At 54.7% G+C, this 11,550-nt stretch carries 14 protein-coding genes; 13 read left to right on the top strand and 1 reads right to left on the bottom strand.

All coding sequences use genetic code 11. The annotated features are described in order from the left end of the window. Positions 1–106: 106 nt before the first annotated feature. Both SOM82_RS14875 and SOM82_RS14870 read left to right on the top strand, forming a co-directional pair. Positions 107–745 carry a DUF1007 family protein gene (locus SOM82_RS14875; RefSeq protein WP_320459642.1) on the top strand — a complete coding sequence of 213 codons (639 nt, stop codon included), beginning with the start codon at positions 107–109 and terminating at the stop codon, positions 743–745. Beyond that, on the top strand, positions 736–1,716 hold the full coding sequence (locus SOM82_RS14870) for a nickel/cobalt transporter (RefSeq protein WP_320459643.1): 981 nt from the start codon (positions 736–738) through the stop codon (positions 1,714–1,716). Before SOM82_RS14875 ends, SOM82_RS14870 begins: the two co-directional genes overlap by 10 nt. Positions 1,717–1,798: 82 nt before the next feature. Here SOM82_RS14870 and suhB read toward each other — a convergent pair whose 3' ends face one another. After that, complete coding sequence (gene suhB, locus SOM82_RS14865) at positions 1,799–2,605, bottom strand: inositol-1-monophosphatase (protein WP_154128300.1); 807 nt, start codon at positions 2,603–2,605, stop codon at positions 1,799–1,801. A gap of 136 nt (positions 2,606–2,741) precedes the next feature. Here suhB and trmJ point away from each other — a divergent pair, with 136 nt between their 5' ends. The 11 genes from trmJ (at position 2,742) to sseB (ending at position 11,539) form a co-directional block, all read left to right on the top strand. Continuing rightward, the gene (gene trmJ, locus SOM82_RS14860) at positions 2,742–3,479 is read left to right on the top strand and encodes a tRNA (cytosine(32)/uridine(32)-2'-O)-methyltransferase TrmJ (RefSeq protein ID WP_320459644.1); all 738 of its coding nucleotides are present in this window, start codon (positions 2,742–2,744) and stop codon (positions 3,477–3,479) included. 149 nt (positions 3,480–3,628) lie between these two features. Further along, positions 3,629–4,120, top strand: coding sequence for a Fe-S cluster assembly transcriptional regulator IscR (gene iscR / locus SOM82_RS14855; protein ID WP_154128304.1), 492 nt, complete (start codon positions 3,629–3,631; stop codon positions 4,118–4,120). A 163-nt stretch (positions 4,121–4,283) separates the two neighbouring features. Further along, positions 4,284–5,498, top strand: a complete 1,215-nt coding sequence (locus SOM82_RS14850; RefSeq protein WP_320459645.1) for an IscS subfamily cysteine desulfurase — start codon at positions 4,284–4,286, stop codon at positions 5,496–5,498. 22 nt (positions 5,499–5,520) lie between these two features. Further along, positions 5,521–5,907: a Fe-S cluster assembly scaffold IscU gene (gene iscU / locus SOM82_RS14845; RefSeq protein WP_005120408.1), complete on the top strand. Its 387-nt coding sequence runs from the start codon at positions 5,521–5,523 to the stop codon at positions 5,905–5,907. Between the two features lie 13 nt (positions 5,908–5,920). Further along, positions 5,921–6,244, top strand: a complete 324-nt coding sequence (gene iscA / locus SOM82_RS14840; RefSeq protein WP_154128308.1) for an iron-sulfur cluster assembly protein IscA — start codon at positions 5,921–5,923, stop codon at positions 6,242–6,244. A 77-nt stretch (positions 6,245–6,321) separates the two neighbouring features. Continuing rightward, positions 6,322–6,837 carry a co-chaperone HscB gene (hscB, locus tag SOM82_RS14835; RefSeq protein ID WP_154128310.1) on the top strand — a complete coding sequence of 172 codons (516 nt, stop codon included), beginning with the start codon at positions 6,322–6,324 and terminating at the stop codon, positions 6,835–6,837. A 15-nt stretch (positions 6,838–6,852) separates the two neighbouring features. Beyond that, entirely contained in the window at positions 6,853–8,703 is a 1,851-nt protein-coding gene (hscA, locus tag SOM82_RS14830; RefSeq protein WP_320459646.1) for a Fe-S protein assembly chaperone HscA, read from the top strand. A gap of 1 nt (position 8,704) precedes the next feature. Then, complete coding sequence (fdx, locus tag SOM82_RS14825; RefSeq protein ID WP_100779310.1) at positions 8,705–9,040, top strand: ISC system 2Fe-2S type ferredoxin; 336 nt, start codon at positions 8,705–8,707, stop codon at positions 9,038–9,040. Between the two features lie 11 nt (positions 9,041–9,051). Next, the gene (iscX, locus tag SOM82_RS14820) at positions 9,052–9,255 is read left to right on the top strand and encodes a Fe-S cluster assembly protein IscX (RefSeq protein ID WP_100779311.1); all 204 of its coding nucleotides are present in this window, start codon (positions 9,052–9,054) and stop codon (positions 9,253–9,255) included. Positions 9,256–9,325: 70 nt separating this feature from the next. After that, entirely contained in the window at positions 9,326–10,612 is a 1,287-nt protein-coding gene (pepB, locus tag SOM82_RS14815) for an aminopeptidase PepB (protein ID WP_320459647.1), read from the top strand. A gap of 150 nt (positions 10,613–10,762) precedes the next feature. Further along, the gene (gene sseB / locus SOM82_RS14810) at positions 10,763–11,539 is read left to right on the top strand and encodes an enhanced serine sensitivity protein SseB (protein ID WP_320459648.1); all 777 of its coding nucleotides are present in this window, start codon (positions 10,763–10,765) and stop codon (positions 11,537–11,539) included. Positions 11,540–11,550 lie beyond the last annotated feature (11 nt).

The following is an 11,550-nucleotide window of genomic DNA, read 5'->3' as shown; positions in this document are numbered from 1 at the left end:
AGTATTCGATAAGAATAGCTAAAGGATGGGGGCTGAAAAGCGTGCCGGGGGCTCTTTCCTTCAGGAATGCAGGAGAACATCACAGAATTTTTGACGTGAGGAAACGATGCAAATAGTTAAACACAGCGCCTGCGCGTTATTTTTTGCGGTTTTATCTTTCACCGCTGCTGCGCATCCTCACAGTTTTATCAGTCTTAAGACTGAGATTGTGGCCGATGAAACACACCTGAGCGGCCTGAAAATGCGCTGGACGATGGATGAAATCACCTCTGCCGATCTGCTCTACGATGCCGGTAATGCAAAGCCTGGTGATGAGGTCTGGAAAAAACTGGCAGCGGAAGTGATGGCCAATGTGCTCGGCCAGCACTACTTCACTGAATTCTGGCATAACGGACAAAAGGTTAAATTTCTTAATCGACCGACGGTATACGGCATGGAGCGCGACGGCCATCAGGCGGTATTAACCTTCATTCTGCCCCTGGCGCAGCCGCAGCCGCTGGCGGGACAGAAATATACCTTCTCCACTTTTGATCCCTCCTATTACGTCGATATGAGTTATGCCGAAGACAAGGACGCAACGCTTCCTGCTGCGCTGCAAAAGCGCTGCAAAATCGCCGTACATACCCCGCAGCCCAGTGAAGAGACGCTGAATTTCGCGCTGTCCCTCGATAAAGCGGATGCGCCGCCTGAGGACATGGATCTGGGTAAACAGTTTGCGCAGCAGGTGACCGTACAATGTCAGTGATTTCCCCTTCACTCAGCAAAAAACGCCGCTGGCTCGATGTATGGCCATTGGTCCTGTTCCTCGTGCTGGCGGCCGCTGGCGGATTTTGGCTCTGGCAGTCGTGGCCGCAGGTGATGATGAAAAGCATCATCTGGCAGCGCGACGTTAACCAGCAGATGAGCGGGCTACTGAAAGCGGTGGCTGAAAACCCAACCAAAGCAGGCGGTTCGCTGCTGATCTTCAGCTTTTTATACGGTGTGTTGCATGCGCTTGGGCCCGGCCACGGCAAAATCGTGATTACCACCTGGCTGGCGACTCATCCTTCGAAACTCAAATCGAGTATCGGCCTGACGCTGGCATCTTCGCTGCTACAAGGTCTGGTGGCGATTGCGCTGGTGGTCGTGGTGCTGACTGTGCTGCAACTGCCTGCCCGTCAACTGCATTTGAGCAGCTTCTGGCTGGAGAGGGGAAGCTACGCGCTGGTGGGCGTGCTGGGGCTGTTGCTTTGCTGGCGGGCGCTGAAGAAACTGCGAGCCTTGCTGCGAAAACCCAAATTTAAAACTTTTACCGCCCGGCATGTTCATGATGCTCACTGCGGCTGTGGCCATCAGCATTTACCCAGCGAGGAGCAGCTGCGCAGCATTGATGACTGGCGCGCCCGAATGATGATCATCCTCTCTATGGGCATGCGGCCCTGTTCCGGGGCGATCATGGTGCTGCTGTTCAGCAAGGTTATCGGTGTATTTAGCTGGGGTGTGATTTCAGCGCTGGCGATGGCGGCAGGGACGTCGTTAACCATTACCTCGCTGGCACTGCTGGTTCACAGTTTCCGTCAGCTGGCGGTCAAACTGAGCGGCAATAAAACCCCGGTATTGTGGCGACAGGTGGGCTGGACGACGCTGGCATTAGCGGGTGGGGTGATTTTACTGGTGGCGGCGGTGACGATGTGGATCAGCGCGGTGCCGGTAGGGCGGGGGTTGCGACCGTTCTAAAACGAACGATGGCACTGCGCTTATCCGGCCTACAGGATCGCAGGCCCGGTAAGTACAGTGCCATCGGGCACAACAAACGGAATTAGCGCTTCAGCGCGTCACTCAGTTCGTCACGCATGTTCGCCAGCATCGCTTTCACAACACGCGGGTTACCGGCAACGATATTACCGCTCATCATGTAGTTATGACCGCCGGTGAAATCGCATACCAGTGCGCCAGCTTCACGGGCAATCAGCTCGCCTGCAGCAAAATCCCATGGTTTCAGCGCAATTTCGAAATAACCGTCAACGCGGCCAGCGGCCACGTAGGCCAGATCCAGTGCAGCAGAACCGGTGCGACGGAAATCCGCGCATTCGGTGTACAGTTTGCCGAGGATTTTCATGTAGGTCTGAGCGTGCTGTTTCGCCTTGAACGGGAAACCGGTCGCCAGAATAGTGCCATCCAGATCGCGAGAGTTGCTACCGCGCAGACGGTAACCGTTCAGCTGTGCGCCCTGACCACGGGTCGCGGTGAACAGTTCGTTACGCATTGGATCGTAAACCACAGCAACTTCAGTGCGGCCTTTGATGCGTACAGCGATAGAAACAGAGAAATGAGGAAGACGTTTAACGAAGTTGGTGGTGCCATCCAGTGGATCGATAACCCATTGAACATCCTGATCTTCGCCTGCGTGCTCACCGCTTTCTTCGGTGATGATGGTGTGCTGCGGGTAAGATTTGCGAATGGTTTCGATAATAATCGCTTCAGCGGCTTTATCGACGTTAGTCACAAAGTCATTGCTGCCTTTCTGGCTGGTTTCTACAGAATCTGGAGTTTCGTAGTGTTTGGCAATTACATTACCCGCCTTGCGCGCTGCGCGCACGGCGATGGTCAACATAGGATGTTGCATCGGTTACTCTCACTGGATGTTAAAGAACAGGGAAACGAAAACGGCGCAGAGTATAGCAGCGAGTTCGGATCATGTCTCTCGTTTATGATAATATGTCGGAATATTCTTCATACACTGGCTTCAGACAAATCAAATTATGCTGCAAAACATTCGAATCGTGCTGGTCGAAACATCGCACACCGGCAATATGGGCTCTGTTGCCCGCGCTATGAAAACCATGGGCTTAACCAATCTGTGGCTGGTGAATCCGCTGGTTAAACCGGACTCCCAGGCCATCGCACTGGCGGCCGGCGCCAGTGATGTCATCGGCAATGCGCAGATTGTGGATACGCTGGACGAAGCGCTGGCGGGATGTAGTCTGGTGGTGGGCACCAGTGCGCGCTCCCGCACGCTGCCATGGCCAATGCTCGATCCGCGTGAATGTGGTCTGAAAAGCGTCGGTGAAGCCGAACATGCGCCGGTTGCGCTGGTCTTTGGCCGCGAGCGCGTTGGCCTGACAAACGATGAATTGCAGAAATGTCACTATCACGTGGCGATTGCCGCGAACCCGGAATACAGCTCGCTGAATCTGGCGATGGCGGTGCAGGTCATTGCGTACGAAGTTCGTATGGCCTGGCTGGCGACGCAGGAAAACAGTGAACGTCCTGTTGTCGAAGAAGAGACCCCGTATCCGCTGGTTGACGATCTGGAGCGCTTTTACGGTCATCTGGAGCAAACGCTGCTCACAACCGGGTTTATCCGCGCGTCACATCCGGGGCAGGTGATGAATAAGCTGCGTCGTCTGTTCACCCGCGCTCGTCCTGAAACTCAGGAGCTGAACATTTTGCGCGGTATGTTGGCCTCAATTATTGAGCAAAAAAACAAAGAACAATAAACGGCACAGAAGGTTAAATACCTGACTAAAACAGTCAAGTAAATAGTTGACCAATTTAGTCAGGAATGTCAGACTTGGCCCTGCTATGCAATACCCCCATTTTACAATAAAAAACCCCGGGCAGGGGCGAGTTTGAGGTTAAGTAAGACATGAGACTGACATCTAAAGGGCGTTATGCCGTGACCGCGATGCTGGACGTTGCGCTCAACTCCGAAGCGGGCCCGGTTCCGTTGGCAGATATTTCTGAACGTCAGGGAATTTCCCTGTCCTATCTGGAACAGCTGTTCTCCAGATTGCGTAAAAATGGACTGGTTTCCAGCGTTCGTGGCCCAGGCGGCGGTTATCTGCTGGGTAAAGACGCGGGTAGTATTGCAGTTGGTGAAGTTATCAGCGCTGTTGATGAGTCCGTTGACGCGACGCGTTGCCAGGGCAAAGGCGGTTGCCAGGGCGGCGATAAATGCCTGACCCACGCGCTGTGGCGCGACCTGAGCGACCGTTTGACCGGCTTCCTGAACAACATCACCTTGGGTGAACTGGTTAATAACCAGGAAGTTCTGGATGTCTCTGGTCGCCAGCAAAGCCACGAAAACCAACGTAACAATCGCGCGCAAGACGCTATCGACGTTAAATTACGCGCCTAATTTGCCCGTCATATTTCGTGGTGTAACACGAACTATTTAGGGCAAAAAATTATAAAGAATTTCAGAATCAGGCCGGGGCACTCGTTGCCCCGTGTACTCGGTCGTACATCCAGCCGGTAGCCTGATTCCTTGCATTGAAGCGATGTACGGAGTTTATAGAGCAATGAAATTACCGATCTATCTCGATTACTCCGCAACCACGCCGGTGGACCCGCGTGTTGCCGAGAAAATGATGCAGTGTCTGACCCTGGACGGAAACTTTGGTAACCCAGCTTCCCGTTCTCACCGTTTTGGCTGGCATGCTGAAGAGGCGGTTGATATCGCCCGTAATCAGATTGCTGAGCTGGTTGGCGCCGATCCGCGTGAAATTGTTTTCACCTCCGGTGCAACCGAATCCGATAACCTGGCGATCAAAGGTGCGGCCAACTTCTATCAGAAAAAAGGCAAGCACATTATCACCAGCAAAACCGAACACAAAGCCGTGCTGGATACCTGCCGTCAGCTGGAGCGTGAAGGGTTTGAAGTGACCTATCTCGCCCCGCAGAGCAACGGTATTATCGATCTGAAAGAGCTCGAAGCGGCAATGCGCGATGACACGATTCTGGTGTCCATCATGCACGTGAACAACGAAATCGGCGTGGTTCAGGATATCGCGACTATCGGCGAACTCTGCCGTTCGCGCGGCATTATCTTCCACGTTGACGCCACTCAGAGCGTGGGCAAACTGCCTGTCGATTTGAGCCAGCTGAAAGTGGACCTGATGTCCTTCTCCGGCCACAAAATTTATGGCCCGAAAGGTATCGGCGCGCTGTACGTTCGTCGTAAACCACGTATCCGCATCGAAGCACAGATGCACGGCGGTGGTCACGAGCGCGGCATGCGTTCAGGAACTCTGCCTGTTCACCAGATCGTCGGCATGGGCGAAGCCTACCGTATCGCTAAAGAAGAGATGGAAACCGAGATGGCGCGTCTGCGCACTCTGCGTAACCGTCTGTGGGACGGCGTGAAAGATATGGAAGAAGTCTATCTGAACGGCGATCTCGAGCAGGGCGCACCGAACATTCTCAACGTCAGCTTCAACTATGTTGAAGGCGAATCGCTGATTATGGCGCTGAAAGATCTGGCCGTCTCTTCTGGTTCTGCCTGTACTTCCGCAAGCCTTGAGCCATCCTACGTGCTGCGTGCACTGGGTATGACTGACGAGCTGGCTCACAGCTCAATCCGTTTCTCTTTAGGTCGCTTCACTACCGAAGAAGAGATTGACTACACCATCAAGCTGGTTCGTAACTCCATTGGCCGTCTGCGCGACCTTTCTCCACTGTGGGAAATGTTCAAACAGGGCGTGGATCTGAACAGCATTGAATGGTCACATCACTAATCGGTACGAAGGAGAATTCAACATGGCTTACAGCGAAAAAGTTATTGATCATTACGAGAACCCACGCAACGTGGGCTCTTTCGACAACAGCGACGAAAGCGTTGGTAGCGGCATGGTTGGCGCCCCGGCGTGTGGCGACGTGATGAAGTTGCAGATCAAAGTCAACAATGAAGGTATCATTGAAGACGCGCGTTTCAAGACTTATGGTTGCGGTTCTGCTATCGCTTCCAGCTCCCTGGTCACCGAGTGGGTGAAGGGCAAGTCTCTGGACGAAGCACAGGCAATTAAAAATACCGATATTGCTGACGAACTCGAACTGCCACCGGTGAAAATTCACTGTTCTATCCTGGCAGAAGACGCGATTAAAGCCGCCATTGCGGATTACAAAAGTAAACGTGAAGCAAAATAATTGAGGTTTGAGTATGTCGATTACCCTTAGCGACAGCGCTGCCGCGCGAGTAAGCTCCTTCCTGGAGAACCGTGGTAAAGGCTTTGGCCTGCGACTGGGCGTACGTACCTCCGGCTGTTCCGGTATGGCTTATGTACTGGAATTTGTTGATGAACCGGCAAGCGATGACACCGTGTTTGAAGACAAAGGCGTGAAGGTAGTAGTCGATGGCAAGAGCCTGCAATTCCTTAACGGCACTCAGCTGGACTTTGTCAAGGAAGGCCTTAACGAAGGGTTTAAATTCACCAACCCGAACGTGAAAGACGAGTGCGGTTGCGGTGAAAGCTTCCACGTTTAATCGCGCGTCACCCGCAGACCCCACCGCAGATACGCTGCGTGTGGGGTTTGTTTTAATTGGCTAACCCTGAGATTGTTATGGATTACTTCACCCTCTTTGGGTTGCCCGCCCAGTACCCGATCGATATCCAGGCCCTGACGGTTCGTTTTCAGGATCTGCAACGTCAATTCCATCCGGATAAATTCGCCAGCGGGTCTCAGGCGGAACAACTCGCTGCCGTTTCGCAATCAGCCACTATCAACCAGGCGTGGCAAACGCTGCGTAGCCCCTTAGCGCGCGCGGAATATTTGCTCTCGCTGCATGGTTTTGATTTGGCCAGTGAACAGCATACCGTACGCGACACCGCCTTCCTGATGGAACAGCTGGAGTTGCGCGAAGAGCTGGATGAGATCGAACAGGCGAAAGACGAAGCGCGTCTTGAAAGCTTTATCAAACGGGTGAAAGCGATGTTCGATACCCGTCATCAGCAGATGGTTGAACAACTGAATAACGAGACGTGGGATCTGGCGGCGGACACTGTACGCAAGCTGCGTTTTCTCGATAAACTGCGAAGCAGTGCTGAACAACTCGAAGAAAAGCTGCTCGATTTTTGATTTTGGAAGCTTAACATGGCCTTATTACAAATTAGTGAGCCTGGTCTTAGCGCGGCACCGCACCAGCGTCGTCTGGCGGTGGGCATTGACTTAGGGACCACCAATTCCCTCGTGGCGACCGTTCGCAGCGGCCAGGCTGAAACCCTGGCAGACGCTGAAGGGCGTCATCTGCTGCCCTCTGTCGTCCACTATCAGCAACAGGGCCACACCGTTGGCTTTGACGCGCGCGCTAACGCCGCGAAAGATCCGGCCAACACCATCAGCTCCGTGAAGCGAATGATGGGCCGCTCGCTGGCAGATATTCAAACTCGCTATCCTCATCTGCCGTATCAGCTGCAGGCCAGTGTTAATGGCTTGCCGATGATTGCCACGCCAGCCGGTTTACTCAACCCGGTTCGCGTTTCGGCAGATATTCTGAAGGCCCTGGCGGCGCGGGCGACGGCCACGCTTGAAGGCGAGCTGGACGGCGTTGTGATCACCGTCCCGGCCTATTTTGACGACGCACAGCGTCAGGGGACGAAAGACGCTGCGCGTCTGGCGGGTCTGCATGTCCTGCGCTTGCTCAACGAACCGACCGCAGCCGCGATTGCTTACGGTCTGGATTCCGGTCAGGAAGGGGTTATCGCCGTTTACGATCTTGGCGGTGGCACCTTTGATATCTCCATTCTGCGTTTAAGCCGTGGCGTGTTTGAAGTGCTGGCGACGGGCGGCGATTCCGCTCTCGGCGGCGACGACTTCGACCACCTGCTGGCCGATTACATTCGCGAGCAGGCGGGTATTCCCGATCGCAGCGACGTGCGCGTCCAGCGCGAACTGCTGGATGCCGCTATCGACGCCAAAATTGCGCTTAGCGATGCCCAGTCAGTCACCGTTAACGTGGCGGGCTGGTGCGGCGAAATCACCCGCGAGCAGTTCAACGAACTGATTGCTGCGCTCGTCAAACGCACTCTGCTGGCCTGCCGTCGTGCGCTGAAAGACGCCAGCGTCGACGCGAGCGAGGTGTTGGAAGTGGTGATGGTTGGTGGTTCAACGCGCGTACCGCTGGTGCGTGAACGCGTGGGCGAATTCTTTGGCCGCACGCCGCTGACCTCTATCGATCCGGACAAAGTGGTGGCGATTGGCGCTGCGATTCAGGCGGATATCCTGGTCGGCAACAAGCCGGACAGCGAAATGCTGCTGCTCGATGTGATTCCGCTCTCTCTGGGGCTGGAGACCATGGGCGGTCTGGTTGAGAAAGTGATCCCGCGTAATACCACCATTCCGGTGGCGCGCGCGCAGGAGTTCACCACGTTTAAAGATGGTCAGACGGCGATGTCCATCCACGTAATGCAGGGCGAGCGCGAGCTGGTTCAGGATTGTCGTTCGCTGGCGCGTTTTGCGCTGCGCGGTATTCCGGCGCTGCCTGCGGGCGGGGCGCATATTCGCGTCACCTTCCAGGTGGATGCGGATGGCTTGCTTAACGTGACGGCGATGGAAAAATCGACCGGGGTGGAATCATCTATCCAGGTGAAACCGTCTTACGGTCTGACGGATGGCGAAATCGCCTCCATGATTCAGGATTCAATGAGCTATGCCGAACAGGATGTGAAGGCGCGTATGCTGGCGGAACAAAAAGTTGAAGCCGCGCGCGTGCTGGAAAGTCTGAATGGCGCACTCACTGCTGATGCCGCGCTGCTAAGCGCCGCAGAGCGTCAGGTGATTGACGACGCTGCCGCACATTTACGCGCGGTTGCCGATGGCGATGACGCTGACGCAATAGAACAAGCGATTAAAAACGTTGATAAACATACCCAGGACTTTGCCGCTCGCCGTATGGACAAATCTGTCCGTGTCGCGCTGAAAGGCCAGTCCGTGGACGAGGTTTAATATGCCAAAGATTGTTTTTCTGCCTCATGCGGACCTCTGTCCGGATGGCGCAGTTCTGGAAGCTGAGACCGGCGAAACCATTCTCGACGTTGCCCTGCGCAACGGTATCGAAGTGGAACACGCCTGTGAAAAATCCTGTGCCTGCACCACCTGCCACTGCATCGTGCGTGAAGGTTTTGACTCCCTCGCGGAAAGCACCGAAGACGAAGACGACATGCTGGATAAAGCATGGGGTCTGGAGCCAGACAGCCGTCTGAGCTGTCAGGCGCGCGTGACCGATGAAGATCTGGTGGTCGAAATCCCGCGTTACACTATCAACCATGCGCGCGAGCATTAACAGGGGGTAGTATGGGACTGAAGTGGACCGACAGCCGTGAAATCGGCGAGGCGCTGTACGACGCTAACCCGGATCTCGATCCAAAGACCGTGCGATTCACCGATATGCATCAGTGGATCTGCGATCTGGAAGATTTTGACGACGATCCCAGCGCATCCAATGAAAAAATTCTGGAGGCGATTCTGTTAGTCTGGTTAGATGAAGCAGACGTTTAGCGCAAAGAAATATCATACGGGCTGCCTTCTCTGGCGGCCCGTTTGCTAATTGCTAATAAGGATAAATAAAATGACCGAAGCGATGAAGATTACGCTCTCGACTCAGCCTGCGGATGCACGCTGGGGTGAGAAAGCCACCTATAGCATTAACAACGATGGCATTACCCTCCATCTGAACGACACCGACGATTTGGGCCTGATCCAGCGCGCCGCGCGTAAAATCGACGGGCTGGGCATTAAGCACGTTACGCTTGCAGGCGAAGGCTGGAATACCGATCGCAGCTGGGCGTTCTGGGCCGGTTACAAAGGCCCAAAAGGCACGCGTAAGATTGAGTGGGCAAACCTGGATGAATCCGCACAGAAAGAGCTGGAAAACCGTCTGACCATCATCGACTGGGTGCGCGATACCATCAATGCTCCGGCAGAAGAGCTGAGTCCGGAGCAGCTGGCGCAGCGCGCGGTCGATCTGCTGTGTAAGGCCGCAGGCGATAAAATGTCTTATCGCATCACTAAAGGTGAAGATCTGCGCGAACAGAATTACATGGGGATCCACACCGTAGGCCGCGGTTCTGAGCGTCCGCCAGTGCTGCTGGCACTGGATTACAACCCAACCGGCGATAAACAAGCGCCGGTGTACGCATGCCTGGTCGGCAAAGGGATCACTTTCGATACCGGCGGCTACAGCCTGAAACAAAGTGCGTTCATGGATTCCATGAAATCCGATATGGGCGGCGCGGCCACCATTACGGGCGCGCTGGCTTTTGCCATCACCCGTGGTCTGAACAAGCGCGTAAAACTGTATCTGTGCTGTGCAGACAACATGGTCAGCGGCAATGCGTTCAAGCTGGGCGATATCATTCGCTACCGTAACGGCAAAAACGTTGAAGTGATGAACACCGATGCGGAAGGTCGTCTGGTACTGGCTGATGGCCTGATTGATGCCTCTGCGCAGAAACCTGAGCTGATCATTGATATGGCGACGCTGACCGGTGCAGCGAAAACCGCGTTGGGTAACGATTACCATGCGCTGTTCAGCTTTGACGATAAACTGGCTGCCCGTCTTCTGGCGAGCGCTGCGCAAGAGAACGAGCCTTTCTGGCGTCTGCCGCTGGCGGAGTTCCATCGTAGCCAGCTGCCGTCCAACTTTGCCGAGCTAAACAACACCGCAAGCGCTGCCTATCCGGCGGGTGCAAGCACGGCGGCAGGTTTCCTGTCCCACTTTGTTGAAAATTACCGTGAAGGCTGGCTGCATATCGACTGTTCAGCCACCTACCGTAAAGCCGCAGTTGAGCAGTGGTCCGCTGGGGCAACCGGTCTTGGTGTGCGCACCATTGCGAACCTGCTGACCGCAGAGTAATTGTTGCCTCTCACCCCAGCCCTCTCCCCAAAGGGGAGAGGGTGTTAAAATTCCCTCACCCAGCCCGCTCCCCAAAGAGGAGAGGGTGTAAAATTTCATCTCCCTTTGGAAAGAGGGGGGATGAGGGGAAAAGCACCATCTGGAATAACTATGTCCGAAGCCAAAAATGAATTAGAAACCCTGCTGGAGCAGGCGGCCACTGAGCCAGCCCACCGTCCGGCATTTTTCCGCACGCTGCTGGAGTCGACCGTTTGGGTTCCCGGTACGGCGGCGGAAGGTGAACAGGTTGTTGAGGATAGCGCACTGGATCTTCTGCACTGGGAAAAGGATGATGGCACCTCGGTGATCCCGTTCTTTACCTCGCTGGAAGCGTTACAGAAAGTGGTGGAAGATGAACAGGCCTTCGTTGTGATGCCTGTGCGCACGCTGTTTGATATGACGCTCGGCGAGACTCTGTTCCTGAACGCAAAACTGCCGACCGGAAAGGAATTTACCCCGCGTGAGATCAGTCATCTGATTGGCGAAGAGGGAAATCCGCTCAGTACGCAAGAGGTGCTGGAAGGCGGCGAGACGCTGTTGCTGTCAGAAGTGGCCGAGCCTCCGGCGCAGATGATTGACTCTCTCACCACGCTGTTCAAAACCATCAAGCCCGTGAAGCGCGCGTTTCTTTGCTCGATTAAAGAGAGCGCCGATGAGCAACCCATTTTGCTGATAGGTATTGAAGCGGATGGTGATATTGATGAAATTATCCAGGCTGCGGGCAGCGTTGCAACCGACACGCTTCCTGGGGATGAGCCGATTGATATCTGCCGGGTAGTTAAAGGTGAAAAGGGCATCAGCCATTTCATTACCGAGCACATTAACCCGTTCTATGAGCGCCGTTGGGGCGGATTCCTGCGCGATCTCAAAACCAACCGCATTATCTGATAGCGTACGGG

Origin of the sequence: Lelliottia sp. CFBP8978 (assembly GCF_034046055.2) — a bacterium.
GTDB lineage: Bacteria > Pseudomonadota > Gammaproteobacteria > Enterobacterales > Enterobacteriaceae > Enterobacter.
The sequence above is the reverse complement of the archived record's forward strand: the minus strand, read 5'-3'. Positions and strand labels throughout refer to the sequence as shown.

What these genes read in the sequence shown, in the direction of transcription:
- SOM82_RS14875 (WP_320459642.1), top strand. Translation starts at nt 107, where the DNA reads ATGCAAATAGTTAAACACAGCGCCTGCGCGTTATTTTTTGCGGTTTTA.
- SOM82_RS14870 (WP_320459643.1), top strand. Translation starts at nt 736, where the DNA reads ATGTCAGTGATTTCCCCTTCACTCAGCAAAAAACGCCGCTGGCTCGAT.
- suhB (WP_154128300.1), bottom strand. Translation starts at nt 2,605, where the DNA reads ATGCAACATCCTATGTTGACCATCGCCGTGCGCGCAGCGCGCAAGGCG.
- trmJ (WP_320459644.1), top strand. Translation starts at nt 2,742, where the DNA reads ATGCTGCAAAACATTCGAATCGTGCTGGTCGAAACATCGCACACCGGC.
- iscR (WP_154128304.1), top strand. Translation starts at nt 3,629, where the DNA reads ATGAGACTGACATCTAAAGGGCGTTATGCCGTGACCGCGATGCTGGAC.
- SOM82_RS14850 (WP_320459645.1), top strand. Translation starts at nt 4,284, where the DNA reads ATGAAATTACCGATCTATCTCGATTACTCCGCAACCACGCCGGTGGAC.
- iscU (WP_005120408.1), top strand. Translation starts at nt 5,521, where the DNA reads ATGGCTTACAGCGAAAAAGTTATTGATCATTACGAGAACCCACGCAAC.
- iscA (WP_154128308.1), top strand. Translation starts at nt 5,921, where the DNA reads ATGTCGATTACCCTTAGCGACAGCGCTGCCGCGCGAGTAAGCTCCTTC.
- hscB (WP_154128310.1), top strand. Translation starts at nt 6,322, where the DNA reads ATGGATTACTTCACCCTCTTTGGGTTGCCCGCCCAGTACCCGATCGAT.
- hscA (WP_320459646.1), top strand. Translation starts at nt 6,853, where the DNA reads ATGGCCTTATTACAAATTAGTGAGCCTGGTCTTAGCGCGGCACCGCAC.
- fdx (WP_100779310.1), top strand. Translation starts at nt 8,705, where the DNA reads ATGCCAAAGATTGTTTTTCTGCCTCATGCGGACCTCTGTCCGGATGGC.
- iscX (WP_100779311.1), top strand. Translation starts at nt 9,052, where the DNA reads ATGGGACTGAAGTGGACCGACAGCCGTGAAATCGGCGAGGCGCTGTAC.
- pepB (WP_320459647.1), top strand. Translation starts at nt 9,326, where the DNA reads ATGACCGAAGCGATGAAGATTACGCTCTCGACTCAGCCTGCGGATGCA.
- sseB (WP_320459648.1), top strand. Translation starts at nt 10,763, where the DNA reads ATGTCCGAAGCCAAAAATGAATTAGAAACCCTGCTGGAGCAGGCGGCC.